The sequence below is a fragment of the Lentzea aerocolonigenes genome (assembly GCF_000974445.1).
Classification (GTDB): domain Bacteria; phylum Actinomycetota; class Actinomycetes; order Mycobacteriales; family Pseudonocardiaceae; genus Lentzea; species Lentzea aerocolonigenes.
The window spans coordinates 192998-216685 of sequence record NZ_BBOJ01000017.1 but is presented as its reverse complement, the minus strand read 5'-3'; the positions used below and the strand labels follow the sequence as shown (position 1 = coordinate 216685).

Below are 23688 nucleotides of genomic sequence, written 5' to 3'. Positions count from 1 at the left end.
CCTAACCGCAGGTCAGGCCTTATCTGATGGGGTTGTGAACTACTTGCCGGACAGGCTCCTGTTCATTATCTTGGAGATGTGGACAATGAGCTCGAGGCAGTGCTGAACGGAATCAACACGGAATTGGCCGGCCTGCACGCGCAAAGCAAGTTCCTCAACGAGGTCATCGACCGGCTGCACGCCGAGAACGAACGGCTGCGCAACGCCGAGTCGCAGCGCGGCCTCCAGCCCGCCCTGCGCGAGCTGGTCAAGCTCGCCGACGACTGGCGGAGCCGGGCCGCGTCGCTGCGGGAACAGTCCGGCGCGGACGCGGCCCGGTTGTGCGACGAGATCGTCGAGGACGTCACGCTCGTCCTGGACCGCCAAGGCGTCGAGGAGTTCCACGCGGAGGAGGGCGCGCCGTTCGACCGGCACGAGCACCGGGTGATCCGCGCCAGGCCGGTCGACGACCCCGCGCTCGAAGGGAGGATCGCCGAGGTGCGCAGGCCCGGATACCGCGCCGACACCAGGGTCGTGCGGTTCGCCGAGGTCGACGTCTTCAAGTTCACACCACCGGTGGAGCCGTGACGCCGGCGGCCACGATCCACAGCACGAGCAGCACGGTGATCGCCATCGCGGTGATCAGCAGGCCGATCGCGACCTGACGCCCGGTGGCGATCGAGCGGGGAACCTCGTTCGTCATGGTCTGCCCTTCTTGTCCAGCAACCACATCACCGGCGCGGCCGGGTCGTCGTTGGTGAGAGAACCGTGCACCGACACGTCGACCGCGTCCTCGTAGCTGACCGCGAAGCACGACACGGTCGAGAAGTGGTTGTCCAACGAGGACATCAGGTCCCGTTGGCCCACCTCGTCCAGCCACGACCGCACCGCCGTGTCCCTGCCTTCCCGTGACTCGTCCTGCAGTCCGGTGTACGGGTGGCGGACACCGGACAAATGCAGCCCGTCCGCTTTGGTCAGCACGACCGCCACCGGGATGGTGATCCGCTTTCCGCTGCGGGAGATCCCCTTCTCCACCAACGCTTCGACGAACCGCTCCAGCACGTCCTTGGGTGCGGTGTTCGAAGCGCGCACCTTGCCGAGCACCGTGCGGTCGGTCTCCGAACGAACCTGCCGCAACGAGAAGGGGTCCACGACGAAAACGATTCCCTTGGTGAAGCCGAGGAACTGGGCGTTCGCGAGGAGCTCGACGCTCTCCACGTGTTCTCCCGCGGGGTCGTAGAGGTACAGCAGCCGCCTGCTTCGGCTGCCCTCAGCGCCCACGTACACGTTGTACGCGCGTGGACGGGTGACGACGGTCTTGACGGCACGGCTGGGATCGGTGTGCAGGCCCTGCTTGACCTTGTCCTCGAACTCGTCCTTCGCGCGTTCGTCAGCGAACTCGAACCCGTTTCCCCGCAACATCAGGCGTGACATCGCGGAGAACATGAACACCGACTTGCCCGCCGTGGGGCCGGCGATCACCGGGATGTGCACGGTCGGCGCCGAAAGACCGCCCAACGGCAACGGATGCATGTGCCTCGTGCAGTACGAACGGAGCTTGGTCTTGCCCAGCAGGAGCAGCGTCGGCAACGGCGTGTGGCAGCCGCACGTCCGGTGCAGGACACCCGTCGTGCCGGGCACCAGCCGCCGGTGCGCGGCGTTGCACTGCGGGCACCGGTAGATCGGCCGGATGACCTTCTCGTGGCAGGTCGGGCACTCGAGGGTGATGCCGCGCAGGAAGAGCAGCCCGAGCTCGGCCAGGCGCGAACCACCAGCGACTCCCAGTGCGCCCAGCACGAGGCCGAGCAGCAGCAAAAGGAAGATCAGCGAGGTGACGGCGACGAACGCCATCGCGGCGGCCGTGCCGATCACCAGCCCGATGCTGACCACGACGGCGCTCACCGCGCCGAACGGTCCAGGCGCCGTGATCTTCTGCCAGTTCCAGAGGCGGTTCATCCACGACGGCGGCGCGATCCCCGTGCGCTCGTCCGGTTTGGCCTCGATGATCTTGGCCCAGATCTGTTTGAAGGTCGCCGCGAGCACCTTCTGGTAGTCGAGGAGGATCGGGCCGGCGTAATAGCTGCGGTAGGCGGGATCAGGCCCGTCATCGGACGCCGCCGGTGGGGCGATGTTCAGGTGCTTGGTGTCACCGTACGGTGTGAACCCGGCCAGGGCGGACGTCACGTACTCCACCGCGCCGACGCAGAACGCGAAGATCGCCGCTCCCATGACCACGAACGGGCCGACCCAGCAGACCACCGCAGCCACGAAGGCAAAAACGATCAAGTACCACATGGTCAGCGCCTCCCCAGCCCGAACCGCGCGAGCAGCCCGCGTCGTTCGTGCACGGCGCGCCAGCTCTGCCACCACTGGCCCCAGCCCTGCTTCGGCGGCGAGACACCGAGCTTGTCCGCTGTCGGCTTGAGCAGGTCGCCGATCCGGTCGAGGTGCTTGCGCTTGCGGTGCGCGACCGCCGCGGCCAGCGTCTCCTCGGTGAGCCGCTGGCGCGTCCTGGCGTGCTCTACGTCGCGCCACACGATGATCGCGGCCGCCACCAGTTCCGGCCGCGCGGTGGCGAGGTCGGTGCGGGCGGTGTCGTGGTACACGGGCAGGAACCGGTCCGCGTGGCCGTCCATCGCGAGGTCCAGCAGTTCGCTGTGCAGCAAGGGATCCGCGCGCAGGGTGAAGGCCGCGATGCTCGCCAGCAGCGCGGCGGCGACCTCCTCCGGCAACGACGCCGCCATGTCCAGACTGGACTGCACGAGCCGGCCGGAGGTGCGGGTGGGAGACGACGTCCGGAAGTGCTGGATCCGCGTCGCCGCGCGCAACGTGGCCTCGTCCTTCGCCGACAGCTGACGTGCCGCGGGCGATCGCAGCAGCTCGTCGGCGAGTGTGCTCTCCTTCAGCGCCTGCTCGGTGATCCGCGAGGTCAGGCCGGTGCCACCGAGCACGTCGGGTGGCACCGCCTTGAGCAGTCGCCGGCAGTCCTCAACGGACAGATCTTCCGGCCACAGGACGGTGCCGAGGTGCCTCCACTCGATCGCCGGCACCCGCGACGCGTCGCACAGCACTTTCACCGGGTCGATGGCGCCGTGCCTGGCGAGCACGAGATCGGTCAGCAGCGCGATCCGGTGCGTGCCGGCACCGGCCAGCAACCTGGCCGCGGCGACCGGCAGCGTCGTGGCCAGTCGCAGGCTCTCCCGCTGGTCGGTGAGCCGGCGGTCGAGCACCCGCACCAGCGCCTCGAACAGGTCGCGGTGCTCACCCAGCCGTTCAACGAGCTGTGTGTTGCCGAGCCCCGGCAACACCACGTTCTCGGCGACGTCCTCCAGTTCGGCGGCGGTGAGCGCAGGCAGCCACAGGCGTTCAGGCGACTTGAGGGCCGCGATGAAGTAGGTGCCGAACAACGCGGACGGCACCGGCTCACGTTGCTGCCTCGCGGCGCGCAACACCTCGCACCAGGCGCCGACGTCGGCCGGACCGCCGCAGTCCAGCACGTGGTCGGAGATTCGCTGCCAGGCCTGTTCGGGTAGTGCGTTCGCCAACCTGTTCACCGCCAGCCGCACCGCGTCGAGCAGCAGCGGCTCGTCCGGCAGTGCGGCCGTTCGGAGGTCCGTCGCCATCTCCAGCAACACCGCGAACGGTTCCAGATCGGCGGCCGCGAGCTGCGGATCCGCCTGCGCGGCAAGGTGTGTCGCCACCGCCACCGCGTCGCGGTCCCACAGCCGGGTCAGCACGGAGGCGTACCGCGTGCCGTCCGGGTCAGGAGACGTGCCGGCCGTCAGGTCGAGCGGGGTGAACTCGCCGTACGACGGCAACCGCACGTCCGGTGTGGTGCAGCCGATGAGCACGTCGGTGTCCTCGGGCCGCGCGGTGTAGGTGATGAAGGAGATCCGCAGTGCCAGTGAACGCGGCAGCGACCGGCAGGCGGCGGCGAGCCAGCGCGCGGCCGATTCGTCGTCGGGCACCACGAGTACGAGCCGTCCCCGGCCGGAGGTCAGCACCCGCTGCACGGCGCTGAGGACCTGCTCCAGTGTCGCGAGCCTGCCCTCCCCGGTCACGAACCGCCGCGTGGTCGTGACGTCCGTGCCGGCGCCGAGCGGTACGCCGGGCAGCTCCGGGAGGTCGCGGGTGCCCTGTGATACGTGCACCCACGCCGGGTTGCGCCACAGGTCGATCGGCAGTCCGTCAGCGAACTCGCGCGCCACGTCGTCGATCAGCAGCGCGTGCGCGAAGTAGTTGCCCATCCTGCCGGTGAAGTCCGCGCCCGTGTAGCGGCTCTGGAACACCGTCGCCGCGGTCCCGGACGGCACGTAGCCGAACGCCACGGGGAACCTGCTCAGGTCACCGTTCGCCGCCAGCCCGGGGCCGGTCGTGTAGGCGCTGGCCCTGACCGCGAGCTCCACCAACGGTTTCGGTGCACCGGGCGTCAGCGCGCTCACCTGAAAGCCTTGGATGCCTTCGAGTCCGTTCTCGCACGACGTGTAGTGCAGCTGGCGCACGCTCATCGCTTTCCCTTCGTCTTGATCGCCCCGAACCGAGCCAGCAGCCACAACATCGGGTCCTCCAGGCGATAGGGGTGCACGCCGCTCGGCGACAGCCGCGTGCCGTCCACCGGCGGTGCGCCGAGCGTCGACATGCCGAAGTACCGGTAGTTCTGGAACGTGTTGGCGATCGTGCGGTCGAACGCCGGGTCGTACCACTGGTCGAGCCAGCCGCGAACCTCCTCGTGCACATCGCGGCCGTCGTTGTCGTCGTAGACGCCGTCGTGGCGGGAAGGCTGGCGCAACGGGGACTCCGGGCCGAACGTGTCGCGCAGCAGGTCGAGCTTCGTGAGCGCGATCGCCAGTGGTGTCCGCAGCAGCTTGTCGACCGAGCTGTGGCTGCGTTCCCGCAGCAGCTCACCGAGCCTGTTCACCACGTGCAGCTGGTCGATGACGGTCGCACCGGTCGCCCCGGCCTGGTCGCGCACCCTCGGCATCTGCATCGGGTCGAGCAGCAGGATGATTCCCTCGGCCGCGTCCAGGTAGCGGATCAGCAGGTCCATCGCCTCCGCCCGGGCCACGTCCTCGCCCGCGGTGTCGTAGAAGACGGTGACCACCTGTGCCACGCCGTTCGTGCCGTACCACCGCGTGCGCGGGAAGCGCAGGCTGAAGATCAACGGTTCTGGTGTGCTCGCACGGGCGGACCTCGTCTTCGTCACCGGGCGCCCCTCTTCGAACAGGGGGACCTCGAAGTCGTCCTTGTACCGGACGCGTGACTTCTCGCCGAGCAGGTCGAGCGACATGCCGGTGAACCGCCGGCTCACCTGGCCCCGCTGGAACTCGTGCACGAGCACACCGACCCACGTGCTCTTGCCGGAGTCAGCGGACCCGATCACCGCGATGTTGCGGCCGCCGCTGTCGACGTACTCGCGCAGGAGGTCGCCGTCGCACGCAGGGCACGCCCGCCGCGTCTGCGGCAGCTCGCCGTGCGGGCAGCGTCCCTTCCTGAGTTGTCGCTGGGGAAACATCTCCCCCTTGTTCGCGCACTGGTCCCCGCAACGCATCCGCAGGTCGGCGTTCTTGTGCCGGGTCCAGCAGTACGGGCAGGTCGTGGTGGCAGGCAATGAGCTCCTCACACGATCAGCTGATCGGGGCGGGACGGAACGAGGACGACGCGCTCGTCCTGGGAGAACGCGCGCAGGTGCACGGGACGGCGCAGGTGCGCGGGCACCTCGAACTCCGCCTCCAGCACCGACGTCCCACCGTCCAGTCGCAGCAACTGTTCCCCGTCGTCCTGGTTCATCGGGCGGACACCGGACTTGGCCACCAGCACCACGGACGGCACGTCCTGCTCTCCTTCGACGACCAGCGTGCGGCGCCGCCGCCGGATCCCGGCGCGGCGGACGGTGTACCGCGCGGTTCCCGTGGTCGACTGCCTGCACAGCACCATCGGCCCGAAGCCGAGCACCCCGTTCGTCGACGACGAGGTGCAGACACCGAACCAGTAGTCGCCCTCGGGCACCGAGATCGAGACTCCGGCGCCGTCGTAGGCGACGCGCGTGACGTCCTCGCAGCTCGACTCGGGATCCGTCGGTGCGGTGGGCCTGACCGACTTCCGCCAAACCACACGAGCCGCGGACACCCCGGCAGGCCACTCCCAGGTGAGTCGCACGGTCGAGCCCAGCCGGTCGGCTCTCAGCCCGCGCACCGAACTGTGCCGCGCGTCCACCTCGCACGAACGGCCGATCGCGGCCAGCTCGCCCAGGATGGTGACGGGCACCAGCGTCAGCCGCTTGCCCTGCGAGCCGGTGCGTCCTCGCAACTCTCCCCGGCCGATGAACCCGATGACCCGCAACGGAGTTCCACGTCGTCGTGCCCGTGCCACCGACACGACGTCCGGGTCCGGAGGTTCCTCCCCGGCACGGAGCTCGAGCAGTTCGACGTCCCCGCGCGGTGGCGGTGTCCAGCGCACCACCAGTTCGTCCCCGTCGAACGCACCGGTGAGATCGGTGACACCTCGAGGGACTTCCTGACAGCTCGCGGTCACGTGCAGACCCGTGCTGAGTGCCGCCGTTCCGTCCGGCAGGCGGTACTTCGCGCGGACGTGGTAGTCGTACGCCCTGCCCGGCTCGACGTCGTGATCGGTGAAGGTGGTGGAGTGCACCTCGCGCAGCGTCCCGCCGGACCTCGTGACCTGTGCCCCGATCGCGCCGCCGGGCAGCCGCCACCGGCCGGAGATCGCGTCGGGCTCTCCGCGCGCCTCCAGGTCGAGCACCTCGCCCAGCACCACGACGGTGTTCGTGCGAGCGGCCCCGGCCGACGGGTTGCCGTCGCGCAGCGCGTGGATCGAGTACACGAGCGGGGTTCCGGTGGGCACGTGGTCGTCGGCGAACTCCAGGACCGTGATGTCCTCGCCCACCACCGTGTTCCCGCGACTCACCCGGTAGCTGATGCGGCCCGCCGTGGCCGTGCTGGGCGGCCAGGACACGACGACCCGGCCGTCGCGCACCTCGGCCGTCGCGCCGGCCGGTGCCGCGGGGCGGCAGCGTTCCAGCGCGGTGTCGATCTTCTCGTCGAACAGTTCTTCCCGGACCTTGCGGTAGCCGGCGACCGCTGCCTCCACGTCGGTCGCCTCGAGCGCACGGCAGCGTTCCAACTCGGCGTCCAGAGTGGACAGTCGAAGCTCCAGTGCGGCGAGGTGTCCCGACCACTCGCCCGGAAGCGCCGGCTGCTGCTTCAGCACGGTCAGGGCGGCACGCAGCCTCAGATCGTGCACCGCGCGCTGGTAGTGCTCCTGCCAGCTCGGTTGGCGTTCGGTCGCGGTGAACTGGTGGGCGCACCACACGGCGAAGGCGACCGCGTCGGGATCCAGGTCGAGGCCGACGGCCTTCAGGTGTCGTGCGGCCCTGGCCGCCTTCACGGCCTCGGCGTAGCCGTACGCGGCCTGGTCGGTGAGCCGGCTCAGCAGCTCGTGCCGCAGTGCCGCGGTGAGGCCGCCGGTCTCGATCCACTGCTGGACCAGCCGCAGGAGCGTCGTTTCCGCCGCCGAGTCGGCCGAGCGCGACACGCGCAGCTTCTCCCGGCGTTCCGACAGGTGCAGTTGTGTCGTGGCGACTCCGCCGAGACCCGAGAGGTAGTCCCACAGCGAGTCGTGGCGCAGCTGCACCAGGTACCCGCGCACCTCCGCCCACCGGCCGGGTTCCGGGGTGTCGGGCAGCTCGGCCGGTGCCTGCTCGCGGCCGCCGACCTCCCTCAACACGGCCAGAATCGCGGTCCGGGACACCTTCAGCGTCCGCGCCAGTGCGGTTACCTCGGCCGGCGGCAGGCCCGGCGCGCCGCCGAGGCGTTGCCGCACCGCGGCGGCGAGTCTGCCGTGGCTCGCCCTGACCACGGCGCGGTGGCTGTCCCTCCGCGCCGGGTCGAGCAGCGTCGCGGAGGCCTCCTTGTGCTGGCCGCGCAGGATTTCCGTGGCCCGGCGGAACGCGCGGTACTGCTGCTTGGTGAACTGCCTGCCGACCTCCTCCAGCGCGGTCGTGATGACGTGCGTGTCGTCGGCGTCGAGCGGAAGCAGGTAGACGCGGAAGAGGTTCTCGTCCGGCCGCCAGCCGTCCTGCACCGGTTTGAGCACCTCGTCGACGAAGCGCGCCGGGTCGAACCGCCAGCCGGTCACCGCAGCAGCGCGGGCAGCGGAGCCCGCTTGACCTCCTCGGGGATCATTCCGCTGATCTTCGCCTGGAGGGTGATCTCCTTGCCGTTGGCGGCGGTCGCCTTGATGTGCAGGATCCCGTCGCCTTCGAGCTTGAACGCGACCTCCAGCGGCTCGCCCGCCGGTCCGCGCGGGAGGTCGACCAGATCGCCCTTGACGAGTTCGAGGTTGTCCGCCAGCACCTCGCTGAGCACGTCGGTGGTCGACTCGTACACCGCGATCTCGACAGTCCGCTGGTTGTCTTGGATGGTGTAGAAGGTCTTCTGCGGGTAGCTGGGGATCTCGTCGTTCGGCCTGATCAGCCAGGCCACGGTCAGGTCGTCGGGACGTTTGACGTCCCGGACCGCCGCGATGCCGTACCCCTTGGACGTGACGTTGATGATCTGGGGGAGTGCGCCGCCGCCCGGCAGGCCGATCAGCTCGGTGCCGTCGGTCTCCGCCACGGTGCTCGCGGCGAACAGCGCCGCGCCCTTCGCGACGATCTGGTCCGGGTCCGCGAGCTGTGGCGTCGGCAGCTCGGGAAACTCCCGCACCAGCCGTTCCTTGACGGCGGGGGAGTGCGACATGCCGCCGACGAGCAGCAGCTCGTCGATGCGGTCGACGCCCTTGTCCCGTGCGTGCCCGAGCACGTCCTTGGTGAAGTCGAGGGTCCTGCCGACGAGATCGGCGGTCGCCTCCTCGAACTCGGTGCGGGTGATCTCGACCTTGGCCCGTTCGCCGTTCGCGATCACCGTGGTGGTGTAGCTGTCCCGCCTGCTCAGCGCCTTCTTGGCCTCCTCGGCGAGCAGCTCGATCGTGCCCGCCGCGTCCAGGTCGGTGCGCGGGTCGGCACCCGAGTGCTGTTCAGCGAACTTGTCGCAGATCAGTTCGACGATCCGGGTGTCCCAGTCCGCGCCGCCGAGCTGGTGGTCGCCGCCCGTCGCGACGACGCGGATCTCGGTCTGGGACACCTTGATGATGGTGACGTCGAACGTGCCACCGCCGAGGTCGTACACGAGCACGTTGCGCTCGCCGCCTCCCGACGAGATCAGCCCATAGGCGATGGCCGCCGCGGTGGGCTCGTTGATGATGTTGACGACCGTCAGTCCCGCCATCTCGCCCGCGTCGCGGGTGGCCTGGCGTTCGGCGGCGCCGAAGTAGGCGGGCACGGTGACGACGACCTCGGCGAGCGGGCCGCTCGCGGGCACCTCGAGGCCGAGCACGCTCAGCGCGTCCTCGACGACCTGGCGCAGGATGATCGCTGACACCTGCTGCGGGTACAACTGCTTGTCGTCGACGTCGACCGTGTAGCCCTCCTCACCCATGTGGCGCTTGATCAGTGAGATGACACGTCCGGGTTCGTGCCTGAGCTCGTTCTTCGCGAACTTGCCGACCGTGACGTTGCCGGTGTGCTCGAAGAACACCACGGACGGTGTGGTGAGGTCACCTTCCTGATTCGGCAGCACCGACACCCGCTGGTTCTCGTCGAGCGACGCGACGCACGAGTAGGTCGTTCCGAGGTCGATGCCGAGCACAGGGCGACGGGTCATGGATTTTCCTTCGTGGTGGGCGGCTTGGAGTCATGGAGGAAGTCGAGTGACATCGAGCGGTGAGCGGGCGGGCTCGGCTTCTCGCGCAACCGGTCCGCGATGCCGCCGTGGTCGATCGCCTCGGCCGGAGCGGGTGAGGACGGCGCGCGCCGCGGAGGATGAGGTGCCGTGGGCGCTTTTCGCCTGCGGTGCCGCACGATCGCGGCCAGCACGATCACCGCGGACACGGCCAGCACGCCGAGAACTGCTTCCAGCCAAGGGAACACACCGGGCTCGGGTGTGGGAAGTGCCGTGAGCGGGACACCGCAGGAGCTGGCCACGATCTCGTACAGCATGTGCAACAGGCCGTGCGTGTCGCTCGTGAAGTAGTCCTGGCCAGCGGTCGGGCCGGTGATCGCTTCGAGGTTCTCGTCGACGCCCGCCTGCAGGTCGATGCCGACCGCCACGATCCGGGTTCCGGAGCTCTTCAACCGGTTGGCGGTGGCGACCGCGACGGCCAACGGCTGCTCGGGCGCGTCCGCCGCCGGATCTCCGTACGCGGTCGGCAGGCCGTCACTGATCAGCACGACGACGTCGAGGTCGAGAGGGAGCGCGGCGGCCATCGCGGCATCCCAGTTCGTCGCGCCACCGGTGACGTCCCCGGCGGACAGCTCGTCGACGTCGGCCTTGAGCGACCGTCTGCGGTCCGCATCGGACACGTCCACGCCCGACCTGATCGTGCGCGCCGTCGTGCCGAAGCCGATGATCGTGACCTCGGACGGCTTGTCCCGCAACGCGTCGATCACGTTTCTGGTGGCCTCGCGCACCTCGCCGAACCGGCTGCCCATCGAGTCCGACTGGTCGATGAGCAGCCCGAGCTTGAGCGGACACCGAGAAGGCCACGGCGGGTTCCCCTGTTGAGCCGCGGCCGCCGGTGCGCACAGCAGCAACACGGCGACAACCACTGAAAAGAGGCTGGACCGGCGGATCTCCGACTCCAACGGCGATTCTCCCTGGCGACATGCGGTTTTCGCAGAACCAAAAGGCAGACCGCGTGCAGGCCCTCGATTAGGACGAGCCTGATCTGCGGAGGTGGAGCATAGTGGTCCGAGCAGGTCGGCGTACGGTTGTGCAACTTTCTGTCACGTTTATGTCCACAACGCGAATCGCCTGCGCTGATTGATGTACACGGGCCCGTCTGCGCAGCATGTGAACGAGTCGGTGCAGCAATTCCGCAGGCCCTGCTGCATGAGCGTGGGCGAGTCGAAAGCTGTATTTCTTCTATCGCCCGGGGTCAAGTGCTCACTGCGGGACGAAACGTGAGCGAACGTCAATAACCAGCGGTTTCCGATGTCGTTCGCGTGCTTTCTGGCAGAGGCGTACCGGCTACCGCCTGGGCGGGTGGGCCGGCTCCCCGGCGCCCGCCGAGCACGCCGGAATTGTCGGTACTGCGTCGTATGCTTCCCCGGCACCACAGATACCTGGGGGGGATCCACTGTGAACGGGAAGCTGAGATCGCTCTGCCTTGCCGCTGCCCTGACCGCGGGAACACTGACCGCGTCGGTCACCGCGACCGCCGCTGCCGCCGACGCCGCGTGCGGACCGGTCGCGAAGGTCTTCACCACGCAGGCCGACGGCGACCTGTGGCTGTACGAACACTCGGCCCCCACTACGGGCGGGTTCTCGTGGGCGGGCGTGAAGCAGATCGGGTGGGGCTGGGGCGGCAAGACGTTCGCCGGGCCGGACGGGCGCGTCTACAACATCACCTCGGGTGGTGAGCTGCGGCGGTTGCGCTACAACGGCAGCGGCTGGGACACGTATCCCGGCGGCGGCCAGTTCCAGACGATCGGCTGGGGCTGGCAGAAGTTCGTCGAGACCGCGAACCGCGGCAAGATCACCGTGGCCGCCGACGGTTCCTTCTACACCCTCGAGGGCGACCAGTTGCGGTGGTGGCGCCACGACGAGCAGGCCGGTGGCTGGGCTCCCGGCAGCGGACGGGTCCTCGACGTCGGCTGGGGCCGGTTCGACCTGATAGCGGCGAGTGGCGACGGTGGCCTCCAGGCGCGTGACGCCGCGGGTGCGCTGCACCGGTTCCGGTACCACACGGCCAGCGAACGGTTCGTCGCCTTCGACGCCGTTCCGGCGGTCGGCTGGAACGGCCGCGGAACGTTGTTCTCGCCGGGCGGCGACATCTACTACTCGGTGCGGCCCGACACCGGCGAGCTCCGGTGGAACCAGTTCACGGAAGACACGACCGGCTGGCGCACCGCGACCGGCTCGGTGATCGGCACCGGCTGGGGCACCGACGTGGACGTCACGGCGACGACGTCCGACTGCTCGGTCGCACTTCCCGGCCCTGCGGAGCCGGGACACGTGGGCGGCGGCGTCGACGCGCCGCACGTCGCGGACCTGAACTCCGGTGGCCGGTACGTGCTGGGCAGGAAGTACCACACCGGGTTCGTCACCGACTGGTACGACCCGGTCGAGAAGAACTGGCGCCCCACGTGGGAGGCGAGCACCTACGGCAGCATCTACGCGCCGTTCGTCGACCGCTCCGCGGGCACCGTGACGTTCGCCGCCGGCGTCGGTTCCTCCGGCGTGGACCTGGTGACGCTGCGCGGGGGCAACTGGCAGGCCACCACCAAGGTCCCGTTGCGCGGTGCCATGAGTGCTCCGCCGACGCTCGTGCGGCGGGCCAACGGAACGTTCGCCGTGTACGCGCTCGCCTCGGCCGGTGACGAGGTCGGCCACCTGTACGTCCGTGAACAGCTGCCCAACGGTGACTTCCTCGCCTGGCGCCGGTTCGGCGACCCGGCCGCGGACTACTTCGCCATCAACGCGATCACCCGTGGCGACGAGACGACCGTGCTGGCCACCGAGCAGTCCGGTGTGCCGCACGTCTTCCGGCACGCTCCGGGAACGGCTCCCGTGCCGGCGGGGCAGCTCACCGGTGCCAGGGTCCCCGGCCCGTTGACGACCGTCCTGGACAGCAACGGCACCGTCCTCGTGTTCGCCGTTCTGCGCACCGAGGACGGCATCTTCATCGTGCACGTGCGGCGGGAGAAGGCCGATCGCACCGGTTTCGAGGAGACCTGGCAGTCACTCGGCGAGTTCGGCAGGCGCGGTGTCCTCTCCGAGCCGGTGTCCGCGCTGCTGTTGCCGAACGGCACGGTGGCGGTGTCGGTACCCGCTGACGGCAAGCCGTACGTCACCACGTCGAAAGGCCCCGGCAGCACCGAGTTCGCGTTCCCGTGGACGCCTGTCGAGGTCTCGGGTGACTTCTGGTTCAACACCCCGACGGTGCTGGCCATGAGCAGGACGGGAGAGGTGCTCCTCTCCGCGGAATCCGAAGGCAACCGCCGGCACCTCTTCAGCGTGTCAGTACCGGCCGACCCGGCGACCCCGCTGCGGTTCGCCGGAGGCCCGCTGTACGGGTACTGATCGCCTCGCTGGGGGAAAGTTTGACGAAGAAGCTGAGACCACTCGCGCTGAGTGCTGCGCTGACGGCGAGCGTGGTCACCGCGCTGACCGCGGGCGCCGGCACCGCGTCTGCCGGGCTGTGCGGTCCGGTGGCGAACATCTTCACCGTGCAGGCGGACGGTGACCTGTGGCACTACCGGCACTCGGGCGTGCGCGACGGGTCGTTCAGCTGGGCGGGTGCCACGCAGGTCGGCTGGGGCTGGGGCGGCAAGACGTTCGCCGGTCCGGACGGCTGGCTGTTCAACATCACCGGCGGTGAGCTGCGCAGGCTCCGGTACAACGGCAGCGGCTGGGACACGTTCCCCGGCGGAGGGCAGTACGAGACGATCGGCTGGGGCTGGGAGAAGTTCGTCCAGAACCGCAGCAAGATCACGGTCGACTCGGACGGCTCGATCTACACGCTCGAGGGCGACCAGTTGCGCTGGTGGTTCTTCGACCACCAGCAGCGGGGGTGGGCGCCGGGCAGCGGTCGCGTGCTCGACACCGGCTGGGGCAGGTTCGACGCGATCGTCGCCAGTGGCCAGGGCAGCATCAAGGCACGCGACGAACAGGGCGTGCTGCACCACTTCCGCTACGACCGGGTGAGCGAGCGGTTCGCGCTTTACGAGACGTGGCAGCACAACCTGACGTGGACGACGCACACCAGGCTGCTGTCGGCCGGCGGTGACGTCTACTACACCGTGCTCGGCGACGGCCGGCTGGTCTGGAACTCCTACTCGGAGTACTGGAGCGACGGGTGGAAGACGTCCGCGGGTTCGACGGTCGGCACCGGCTGGGGCACCGACGTCGACGTCACGGCGACCACGTCGGACTGCAAGTACGACAGCACCTACTGGACGCCGAGGAACCCCGTGGTCCAGGACCAGGGGGCCATGCCGATCTCGTACGTGAACCCGAGCGGCACCAGGCACCTCGTGCGCGTCACGCCGGACAACGGCCTCACCGACCTGCACGAGAACGGGACCGCCGGGTGGAGCGCCCAGCCGTTCGACGGCACGTTCACCGGCGTCTCGACCGTGGTAGCAGGCGCGGCCCCCGGCACCGAGATGATCGGGGCCACGCAGCTCCAGACCGGTGACGTCGTGCTGAACACGTTGGGCGCCAACGGACAGTGGCAGGGCTTCCAGTCGCTGAAGGGCGCGATGCGGGTGGCTCCGACACTGATCCGCCGGCCGAACGGCATGCTGCGCGTCTACGCGATGGGCGACCACGCGAGCGACCGCGGTCCGTGGGAAGGCCAGCTCTACTACCGCGACCAACTGCCGAGCGGTGACTTCCTGGCGTGGAAGCGGTTCAGCTCCGGGCTCGTCGTCGAGACGCCGAGCGTGATCACCCGTGGCGACGAGGTGACGATCGTCGCGCGGACGGTCGGCAACATGAACACCGTGTTCCGCGCTGTGGGCGACCGCGCTCCCGTCGAGGTGGAGAGGACGCCGTACGTGGTCGGCCAGCGGCCGAAGCTCGTCAAGGACGCGCAGGACCGCATCATGATCGTCGACGTCGGCTGGCGGCCGGGTGAGAACGCCGGACTGGGTGTCTTCGTGCTCGAGGAGAAGACGGACCGCAGCGGCTTCGAGAGCACCTGGACGTTCCTGCCGGACCTGCCGGGCGCGCCCGACTCCGAAAGCAGGCAGGTCGACGCGGTGTTCCTGCCGAACGGTGCGCTCGCCGTGTCGCTGACGGGCAACGGCGGCAAGGTCTACGTGACCACGTCGAAGGGTGCCGGCAGCACGGAGTTCCACCCGTGGCAGCAGGTGAGCGGCGACGGTGAGTTCACCGAACCGACCAGCATGCGGATGATCAACGGGTCGCTGTCCGTGGCGGCGGTCACGAGCGGCGGCTCCTACTTCCTCTACGAGGCAAGCGTTTCACAAGATCCGGCAGCCGCCCTGTCGTTCACGGGCAGGCAGGTGGCATGAAGAGGTTGAAGGCACTGGGGATCGCCGCGGCGACGCTCGCGACGACGATCACCGCGACGGCCGCGATGAGCACGGGCACCGCGTCCGCCGCGTCGTGCGGTCCCGTCGCGAACATCTTCACCACGCAGGCGGACGGTGACCTGTGGCTGTACCAGCACGCCGACCCGACCGGAGGGTCGTTCAGCTGGGCTGGTGCCAAGCAGGTCGGCTGGGGCTGGGGCGGCAAGACGTTCGCCGGTCCGAACGGCTGGCTGTTCAACATCACCACGGGCGGCGAGCTGCGCCGGTTGCGGTACAACGGAAACGGCTGGGACACGCAGCCGGGCGGTGGTCAGTACGAGACGATCGGCTGGGGCTGGCAGAAGTTCGTCGAGACCGCGAACCGCGGCAAGATCACCGTCGACTCGGACGGCTCCATCTACACGCTCGAGGGCGACCAGCTGCGCTGGTGGTTCTTCGACCACCAGGCGCGCACGTGGGCGCCGGGCAGCGGACGGGTGCTCGACACGGGCTGGGGCCAGTTCAGGATGATCGCCGCCAGCGGTCAGGGCGGCCTCAAGGCGAGTGACGCCAGCTACGTGCTGCACCACTTCCGCTACGACCGCGTGAGCGAGCGCTTCGTCCTCTACAAGAAGGAGCACAACTACACCTGGCAGGCGACCACCAAGCTGTTCTCCCCCGGCGGCGACATCTACTACACGGTGCAGCCAGGCGTCGGAGAGCTGAGGTGGAACAGTTACTCGGAGACCTCGGACAACGGGTGGAAGGTCACCCTGGGCCGGGTGATCGGCCACGACTGGGGCACCGACGTCGACATCACCGCGACCACGTCGGACTGCTCGTCCCCCGGCAACTGGGTGCCGAGGAACCCGGAGGTCGCGGACCAGGGCGCAATGCCGATCTCGCAGGTGAGCCCGAACGGTGCCACGCACCTCGTCCGGGTCATGCCCGACAACCGCGTCACCGACCTGCGTGACAGCGGCATGGGCTACTGGGTCTTCGAGCCGTTCAGCGGCAGCTTCAGCGGCGTCTCGAACGTGGTGCCCGGCCCGTCCTCCGGCACGGAGACGTTCGGCGCCACCCGGCTCCAGACCGGTGACGTCGAGGTGAACACGTTGGTGGGTGGCTCGTTCCAGGGCTTCCAGTCGCTCAAGGGCGCGATGCAGGTGGCTCCGGCGCTGGTCCGCCGGCCGGACGGCACGCTGGTCGTCTACGCGATGGGCGAAGGGCAGCTCCACTACCGCGAGCAGCTCCCGAACGGCGACTTCCTGGCGTGGAGGAGGTTCGGCACCGGGTCCTTCACCGAGACGCCGAGCGTGATCGGACGCGGCGACCAGGTCACGGTCGTCGGCCGGAGTGCGGACGGCCGGAGCTCGTTGTTCCGCACCCAGTCCGACGGTGTGGTGCGCTGGCTGGGCCCGCTCCCGTCCGTGGTGAGCCCGAGGCCCAAGCTCGTGAAGGACGCGCAGGACCGCATGCTGCTGGTCGACGTGGGTCCCCGCTTCGGCGAAGGCGCCGGTCACGGTGCCTTCGTGATCCACGAGCTGGCCGACCGCAGCGACTTCGAGGACACCGAGAGGTTCCTGCCCGACCTGCCGGGTGCACCCGACTCCGAGAGCGGGCAACTCGACGCGGTGGTCCTGCCGAACGGAGCGCTCGCGGTCTCGCTGACCGCCGGCGGCAAGGTCTACGTGACCACGTCGAAGGGTGCTGCCACCAGCACCGAGTTCCACCCGTGGCAGCAGGTCAGCGCAGAGGGCCTGAACGCCGAGTTCACCGAGCCGACCAGCATCCGGATGACCGGCGGGTTCGTGTCCGTGGCCGCGGTGACCGGCAACGGCTCCTACTACCTGTTCGAGGCGGGCGTCCCGCAGGACCCGGCAGCCGCGCTGTCGTTCAACGGAAGGCAGGTGGCGTGACGTGAAGAGGTTCAAGGCGCTGGGGCTCGCCGCGGCGACGATCGCGACGACGGTCACCGCGGTGGTCAGCGGGGCAGGCACGGCCACCGCGGCGTACCTGTCCTGCAAGCCGGTCGCCAACATCTTCACCATGCAGGCCGACGGTGACCTGTGGCGCTACCAGCACGCGGGGGCTGCCGACGGGTCGTTCAACTGGACGGGTGCCACGCAGGTCGGCTGGGGCTGGGGCGGCAAGACCTTCGCCGGTCCGAACGGCTGGCTGTTCAACATCACCACGGGCGGTGAGCTGCGGCGGTTGCGCTACAACGGCAGCGGCTGGGACACGTTCCCCGGCGGTGGACAGTACGAGACGTTCGGCTGGGGCTGGCAGAAGTTCGTCGAGCCGGCGAACCGCGGCAAGATCACGGTGGATGTCGACGGCTCGTTCTACACGCTCGAAGGCGACCAGTTGCGCTGGTGGCACTACGAGCAGGACGCGCGCCAGTGGGCGCCGGGCAGCGGACGAGTGCTCGACGTGGGCTGGAGCCGGTTCGACCTGATCGCCGCGAGCGGCAGCGGCGGCCTGCAGGCACGGGACAGCTCCGGCGCCCTGCACCGGTTCCGCTACCACCGCGGCACCGAGCGGTTCATGGCGTACGACCAGTCCGCCGCAGGGTGGCAGGGCCACAGCAAGCTGTTCTCCGCGGGCGGTGACGCCTACTACGCGGTGCGTCCGGACACCGGGCAGCTGCTGTGGAACAAGTACGACGAGTCCGACAGCTACGGCCAGTGGACGTCCGGGGGCTTGGTGGTCGGTTCCGGGTGGGGCACCGACATCGACATCACGGCCACGACGAACGACTGCGCGGTGAACGGCCTGAGGCAACCCGCCCCGGTGGGTGGCTGGGGCAGTCCCAGCAGCCCGGCCCGGTACATCACGCCCGGATCGGGCAGCACGCACGTGGTGGGGGTCAACGGCAACAGGGAGGTCGTCGACACCTACTCGACCGGATCGGGCTGGGCCACGCGCGTCGTCGGCAGCCAGTTCGGCGGCGTCTCGTCCCCGGTGTACGACGACGAGGCCGGTACCGCGGTCATCGGCGTCACCGAGTACGAGACGGGGGACGCCAAGCTCTTCACGTTGAAGAACGGCCAGTGGCAAGCGCCGGTGTCCCTCAAGGGCGGGCTGTCGGGGACCCCGGCGGTGGTGCGCAGGTCCGACGGCACCCTCGCGCTGTACGCCATGGGGCAGAACAACGAAAACCCGCGGCGCGGCAGGGGGTTCGTCCGCGAGCAGCTGCCCAGTGGCGAGTTCGGCGCGTGGCGCCCGTTCGGTGAGGTCAGCTCGAACTACCTCATCACGCCGTCGGTGATCAGCCGGGGCGACGAGACGACGATCGCCTTCACGACCGATCGCTCGACGGAGTGGTTCCGGCACACCCCTGGCGCCATTCCGGTGCGCAAGGGCACTCTGATCAACAGGTCCGCCGTGGTCGCACTGGCCGGGGACGGGCAGGACGGCATCCTCGCCGTCAGCACCTTCATCCAGAACGAGAAGAACGAGATCGGGCTCCTGCGCGAGAAGGCGGACCGGTCGGGGTTCGAGGCCACCTGGGAGCTCGTCGGCGGGGCGCTCCCCGACTGGCTCGACAGCACCTCGATGGACGCTCAGGTGCTGCCGAACGGTTCGACGGCCGTGACGGTGCTCGCCGGCGGCCGGCCGCTGGTGACGACCTCGAAGGCCGCGGGCGGGCGGGACTTCCACCCGTGGGCGCGGGTCGTGCCGGACCCGCCTGCGTTCCGCTTCCTGCCAGGCCTCGGGCTGACGCGGGCGGGCGACGTCGCGCTCGTTGCGAGGGACGACACCAACGCCCACCTGTGGACGGCGTCGGTGACGCCTGATCCGGCGGCGCCGCTGCAGTTCACCGGCGGCAAGCTCGGCTGATCTGCCGCACGACCCACGGCCCGGTACCTCGGCGAGGTACCGGGCCGTCGTCGATCGGGCGGTTTCCGCGGTTCCCATTGACAGCCAATACTGGTTTACACCAGTATCGAACCTGCTCGGTTGACCAGGGGGAGTGGGCATGGCGGGTGCACATCTGCGCGTCGACAACCGGTTGATCCACGGACAGGTGACGGTCGCGTGGACGGGGGGTCTCGGAGTGCGGCGGCTGGTCGTCTGCAACGACGAGGTGGCCGGTGACGATCTGCAGCGGATGTTGCTCCCGCAGGCGGCAAGGGGGCTGCCGACCGAAGTGCTCACGGTCGCCGAGGTGGTGGAACGCGTCTGGGGGGAGGACGTGATGCTCATCGCGAAGCATCCGGCAGACGCGTTCCGGCTCGTCGAGGGTGGGGTGCGGCCACGGGTGGTCAACGTCGGGAACGTCGCACCCCGCCCCGGCGAGAGCTACACGATGGTCACCCGGTCGATCGCGGTGACCCCGCAGGACGCGGCAGGCTACCGCCGGCTCGCCGCGGCGGGGATTCCCGTGGTGGCGCAGATGATGCCGCGCGACAAGGCAGCCGACTTCACCTCGCTGCTCGACCGGAAAGGGCTGTAACCGCGGATGATCGTCGCGCTGGCTTTGACGCTGTGGGCAATCATCTGCACGTACGACGTTCTGGGGCCGTTCCTGCTCTTCGCGGGACGTCCCCTCGTGGCGGGCTCAGTGGCCGGTCTCATCATCGGTGACCCTTTGCTCGGCATGGCGATCGGCGCGACGCTCGAACTGGTTGCATTGGGGGTCTACCAGTACGGCGGCGCGACGATTCCGGACTACCAGACCGGAGCCATCGTCGGCACCGCGCTCGCGGGGAGTGCGGCCGGACCACTGAGCGCTCAGGTGGCGGTCGGGATCGCGGTGGCCCTGCCCGCCGCGATCCTGTTGTCCGCCTTGGACCCCGTGGGCAAGATGATCACGACGGGGCTGGTGCACCGGGCGGACCACTACGCCGCGTCGGGGGACGCGCGTGGTCTGGCCAGGATCCACTGGCTCGGTCTCGTGCCGTGGTGCGGGGTTCGCGCGATTCCCACGTTCCTCGCGGCACTGACCGCGTCCAGCGGTGTCGTCGAGAACCTCACCAAGGGGATTCCGCAGGGTTTCGTGAACGGCATGACGCTCGCCGGGTCGCTGTTGCCGGCGGTGGGCTTCGCGTTGCTGCTGTCGATGATGCAGCTGTCGAGGTACTGGTACCTGTTGCTCATCGGGTTCGTGGCGTTCGCGTACATGGACGTCCCGGTGCTGGGCATCGCGATGCTGGGCGTCGCGATCGCGTTCCTGGTCGTCGGCAGGGCTGATCGGCCGGCACCGGCGCCCGTGCCGGAAGAGGTGTCCGAAGTGGACAGGCGGCTGACGGACCAGGACGTCAGGAGGTCGTTCCGCCGGTACTTCTGGTCGAGCCAGATCTCGTGGAACTACGAGCGGATGCAGGGGCTCGGTTTCGCGTACGCCATGGAACCCGTGCTGCGCAAGCTCTACCCGGACAAGCAGGACTACGCGCTGGGCCTGCAACGGCACATGCAGTTCTTCAACACCTCGGTGCTGGTGGGCGGGCCGTTGATCCTCGGGTCGGCCATCGCGCTGGAGGAGGCGCGGTCGCCCGAGTCCGCCGAGGGCACCAAGGTCGCGTTGATGGGGCCGCTCGCCGGGATCGGTGACACGCTCGTCTTCGCGCTGTACAACAGCATCGTCTTCACCATCGGCGCGTCGCTCGCGTTGCAGGGCAACTGGTTCGGGCCCGCGTTCGCGATGGTGATGGTGCTGGTGCCGTACGCGCTGGTGCGCCGCTGGCAGTTCCGTTTCGCCTACCGCGAGGGCAAGAGGCTGGCCGCCCGCTTCGCCATCGGTGCGCTGGACCGCCTCTCGCAGGGCGCGACCGTGCTCGGGTTCGTCGTGCTCGGAGGCTTCATCCCGTTGAGCGTCAAGGTCGTCACGACGCTGACCTACCGGCAGACCACGAGCGTCGACGGTCAGCAGGTCACGCAGACCGTGCCGATCCAGGAGCGGCTCGACGACCTGCTGCCCCACCTGCTTCCTGTTCTGGTCACCGCCGGGGCGTACCTGTTGCTGACCAAGGCGAGGCTCAAGCCCGTGCTGGTCATCGGCATTGTCGTCGCCGTGGGCGTGACGCTGGGCTGGCTGGGCTGGTTCGCACCCGCCGTGCCGAAGAGTTAGGAACCGCCGATGACCATCCCCGTCGTCCTGGCCGGGCACGGCGCCTTGCCGTCCGGAGTCGCCGGCGCGGCCGAGCTCGTGCTGGGCCCGCAGTCCCGGCTCGCCGTCTGCGAGCTCGGCCCCGCAGAAGACCCGGACTCCTACGGCGAACGGCTCGCGGCCCTGACCGGCGATGCTGCCGTGCTGGTGCTGGTGGATCTACCCGGTGGCACGCCCGCCAACCGGGCGAAGCTGCTCGCCGCGCGCCGGGAGGGGATGAGGATCGTGACCGGTCTCAACCTGCCGATGGTGCTGGAGGTGTTGGTGCGCAACGGTGACGTGGACGAACTGGCCGGGCGCGCGCTGTCGGCGGGACGGGACGGGGTTCTGGTCGAACCGGTGCTGACCCGATGACGCTCCTGCTCGCGGCCGGGCGCACGGTGATCACACCGGGACCGGGCCACCCGATGGGCGGCTACCTGGCCAGGGAGGGCGTCGCCACCGGCGTGCACGACGACCTGGAGGCGACGCTGGTCTGGTTGTCCTCGGACGACGATCCGGGCGTGGTCTGGGTGACGCTCGACGCGCTGGCGGCCGACGTCGCGCTCACCGACGCACTGACCGCCGCGGTCGCGGCGGAGACGGGCGTGCCCGCCGAGCGCGTGCTGGTGTGCGCCTCACACACGCATTCCGGGCCGGACGGGTGGACCGGGTCGATCCACCCGGGACTGCCTGCCGAGCTGGAACCCGAGCTGGTCGGCCGCCTGGTGGACCAGGTGCGGGAGGCTGCGCGCCAGCTCTGTCCACAGCGGACACCGGTGGTCGCGCGCTGGAACGAGGGGATGGCCGCGCGGATCGGTGCGAACCGGCACCGGCACGACGGACCGCACGACGGATCGGTGGGGGTGCTCACGTTGCACCACCTCGACGGCAGTGTGGCGGCCATGCTCTTCGACTACGCGAGCCACCCGACCGTTCTCGGTCCCGACAACCTCGCCTGGTCGGCGGACTGGCCGGGGGTCGCCCGCCGCGAGCTGGCCGCGCACGCCCCGGTGGTCGCGTTCCTGCAGGGCGCGGCGGGCGACGCCAGCTCACGGTTCGTCCGGCGCGGCCGCGGCTACGCCGAGATGACGGCGCTCGGCGGCCTGCTCGCCGAGTCGATCACGCGCCTGCTGCCGTCCGGGCGTCCGGTCGACGGCCCGGTCCGGCTGACGCGGACCACGTTGCGCCTGCCCTACCGCGCGTTGCCCTCGATCCCGGAGTGCCGGCGGCTGCGTGAAGGGGCGGAACTCGGGTGGCGGAAGGTGTTGTCAGGCGGGGAGAACGACCCGGCCGTCCGCGTCGCGCGCACCCGGTACGAGGGAACGCTGATGCTCTCGACCCTGGCCGCGGAAGGTCTGGCCGGGGAGGCGGAAATACCGGTCACCGTCGTGTCGCTGGGTGAGATCGCCTGGTTGCACACGCCGTTCGAGCTGTTCTCCTCGATCGCGCTGCGGATCAGGGCGGCCAGCCCGTTCGCGCACACCAGGGTGATCGGCTACACCAACGGCTACTTCGGCTACCTGCCGGACCACGACGCCTACCGCGACGGGCTCTACGAGTCCTACATCGCGCTGGTGGAACAGGGTTCAGCCGACGTGGTGGTGAATCGCTGCGCGGAGCTGCTGCACGCTCACCGCGAGCGGCGCGCGGTGGTGAACACGGTGTAGCGGTCGGCCCGGTAGAGCGAACGTCCCGCCTCGATCACCCGGCCGTCCGCCGAGTGCAGCGTGCCGCTCAGCACGAGGCACGGCTGGCTCGGCTCGATCTGCAGCAGCGCGGCGTCCGGTGGCTGCGGCAATTCGGCGCTGATGGCCGTGTCATTCCACTCCGGAACGACGCCGAACCGCTCTTCGAGCGTCTTGTGCAGCGACATCGCGGCCCAGTCGAGCTCGTCGATTCCGGGGAACTGGTCGAGCGAAAGGTTCGTGCGTTCCAGCGCGAATGGTTCGTCATCGACCAGACGGAGTCGTTCCAGGCGGAAAATCGGCGCACCCGGAGGAATGTTCAGACGGCCCGCGATCTGTGCGCCCGCGGATTCCACGAGTGCCAGCAACACCTTTGTTCCAGGTACCGCGCCGCGTGCCTTGATGTCCTCGGTGAACGAGGTCAGCATGTCGATCTGCCTGGGCGGACGCTCCGCCGTGAAGGTGGCGTTGCCGTGCTGGCGGTACAGTTGCCCGTCCGCCACCAACCGGTTTATCACCAGCCGGACCGTGCTTCTGGAGATTTGGTAGTGCTCGGCCAGAAAACGTTCCGACGGAATCAGCCTGCCAGGCCCGGCGTCGGTCGCGACGGTCTCCAGAATCTCCCTGAGCTGGTCGCCCTTGGGGCGGTCCGGCGCCAGCGCGTCGGGCAGATTCAGATCGTCCGCGGGGACGTGTTTGGGCCGTGGCACTTTGCCATTATGCCTCACTGATCGGTGAAATGGTCGCGGCCGGTCGGAGGCTCCGTCTGCCTAGTTGATCAAGGCCGAACGGCGGATTGAGCAACGCCGTTGGGGCGCTACGGTCGTCAAAGT

17 protein-coding genes are annotated in these 23688 nt (G+C 69.4%); 9 read left to right on the top strand and 8 right to left on the bottom strand.

The features are described from left to right. The first annotated feature begins 78 nt into the window (after positions 1–78). Positions 79–567, top strand: coding sequence for a nucleotide exchange factor GrpE (locus AOM45_RS31310; RefSeq protein WP_081901975.1), 489 nt, complete (start codon positions 79–81; stop codon positions 565–567). Here AOM45_RS31310 and AOM45_RS51220 read toward each other — a convergent pair. Genes AOM45_RS51220 through AOM45_RS31280 form a run of 7 tightly spaced genes read right to left on the bottom strand, consistent with a single transcriptional unit; the run spans position 545 to position 10642 of the window. After that, entirely contained in the window at positions 545–682 is a 138-nt protein-coding gene (locus tag AOM45_RS51220; protein ID WP_156093711.1) for a hypothetical protein, read from the bottom strand. The genes AOM45_RS31310 and AOM45_RS51220 overlap by 23 nt on opposite strands. Then, a complete protein-coding gene (locus AOM45_RS31305; RefSeq protein WP_156093710.1) occupies positions 679–2265 on the bottom strand; it encodes a TRAFAC clade GTPase domain-containing protein in 1587 nt (528 codons plus the stop codon). The genes AOM45_RS51220 and AOM45_RS31305 overlap by 4 nt, the downstream gene beginning before the upstream one ends. An 11-nt stretch (positions 2266–2276) precedes the next feature. Next, positions 2277–4487 (bottom strand): GAP1-N2 domain-containing protein, encoded by a 2211-nt coding sequence (locus AOM45_RS31300; protein ID WP_030466670.1) that lies wholly within the window; start codon positions 4485–4487, stop codon positions 2277–2279. Then, a complete protein-coding gene (locus AOM45_RS31295; RefSeq protein WP_051783020.1) occupies positions 4484–5587 on the bottom strand; it encodes a TRAFAC clade GTPase domain-containing protein in 1104 nt (367 codons plus the stop codon). The genes AOM45_RS31300 and AOM45_RS31295 overlap by 4 nt, the downstream gene beginning before the upstream one ends. A gap of 8 nt (positions 5588–5595) precedes the next feature. Beyond that, on the bottom strand, positions 5596–8133 hold the full coding sequence (locus AOM45_RS31290) for a fibronectin type III domain-containing protein (protein ID WP_030466668.1): 2538 nt from the start codon (positions 8131–8133) through the stop codon (positions 5596–5598). Next, entirely contained in the window at positions 8130–9698 is a 1569-nt protein-coding gene (locus tag AOM45_RS31285; RefSeq protein ID WP_035909651.1) for an Hsp70 family protein, read from the bottom strand. Before AOM45_RS31285 ends, AOM45_RS31290 begins: the two co-directional genes overlap by 4 nt. Next, a complete protein-coding gene (locus tag AOM45_RS31280) occupies positions 9695–10642 on the bottom strand; it encodes a vWA domain-containing protein (protein WP_156093709.1) in 948 nt (315 codons plus the stop codon). The genes AOM45_RS31285 and AOM45_RS31280 overlap by 4 nt, the downstream gene beginning before the upstream one ends. Positions 10643–11174: 532 nt before the next feature. Between AOM45_RS31280 and AOM45_RS31275 the strand changes: the two genes are divergently transcribed. The 8 genes from AOM45_RS31275 to AOM45_RS31240 all read left to right on the top strand — a co-directional run bounded on the left by AOM45_RS31275 (position 11175) and on the right by AOM45_RS31240 (position 22837). Continuing rightward, positions 11175–13118 carry a tachylectin-related carbohydrate-binding protein gene (locus tag AOM45_RS31275; RefSeq protein ID WP_051783018.1) on the top strand — a complete coding sequence of 648 codons (1944 nt, stop codon included), beginning with the start codon at positions 11175–11177 and terminating at the stop codon, positions 13116–13118. A 20-nt stretch (positions 13119–13138) separates the two neighbouring features. Then, positions 13139–15076: a tachylectin-related carbohydrate-binding protein gene (locus AOM45_RS31270; RefSeq protein WP_030466664.1), complete on the top strand. Its 1938-nt coding sequence runs from the start codon at positions 13139–13141 to the stop codon at positions 15074–15076. Next, positions 15073–16995 (top strand): tachylectin-related carbohydrate-binding protein, encoded by a 1923-nt coding sequence (locus AOM45_RS31265; RefSeq protein WP_030466663.1) that lies wholly within the window; start codon positions 15073–15075, stop codon positions 16993–16995. The genes AOM45_RS31270 and AOM45_RS31265 overlap by 4 nt, the downstream gene beginning before the upstream one ends. Before the next feature lies 1 nt (position 16996). Next, a complete protein-coding gene (locus AOM45_RS31260) occupies positions 16997–18919 on the top strand; it encodes a tachylectin-related carbohydrate-binding protein (protein ID WP_030466662.1) in 1923 nt (640 codons plus the stop codon). Positions 18920–19058: 139 nt separating this feature from the next. Beyond that, the gene (locus AOM45_RS31255) at positions 19059–19535 is read left to right on the top strand and encodes a PTS sugar transporter subunit IIB (protein WP_030466661.1); all 477 of its coding nucleotides are present in this window, start codon (positions 19059–19061) and stop codon (positions 19533–19535) included. 6 nt (positions 19536–19541) lie between these two features. Further along, on the top strand, positions 19542–21149 hold the full coding sequence (locus AOM45_RS31250; protein WP_030466660.1) for a PTS system mannose/fructose/sorbose family transporter subunit IID: 1608 nt from the start codon (positions 19542–19544) through the stop codon (positions 21147–21149). Between the two features lie 9 nt (positions 21150–21158). Further along, complete coding sequence (locus AOM45_RS31245) at positions 21159–21542, top strand: PTS sugar transporter subunit IIA (protein ID WP_030466659.1); 384 nt, start codon at positions 21159–21161, stop codon at positions 21540–21542. Continuing rightward, complete coding sequence (locus tag AOM45_RS31240; RefSeq protein ID WP_030466658.1) at positions 21539–22837, top strand: hypothetical protein; 1299 nt, start codon at positions 21539–21541, stop codon at positions 22835–22837. The genes AOM45_RS31245 and AOM45_RS31240 overlap by 4 nt, the downstream gene beginning before the upstream one ends. Here the strand turns inward: AOM45_RS31240 and AOM45_RS31235 are convergent. Further along, entirely contained in the window at positions 22801–23565 is a 765-nt protein-coding gene (locus AOM45_RS31235; protein WP_030466657.1) for a GntR family transcriptional regulator, read from the bottom strand. The genes AOM45_RS31240 and AOM45_RS31235 overlap by 37 nt on opposite strands. Between the last annotated feature and the right edge of the window lie 123 nt (positions 23566–23688).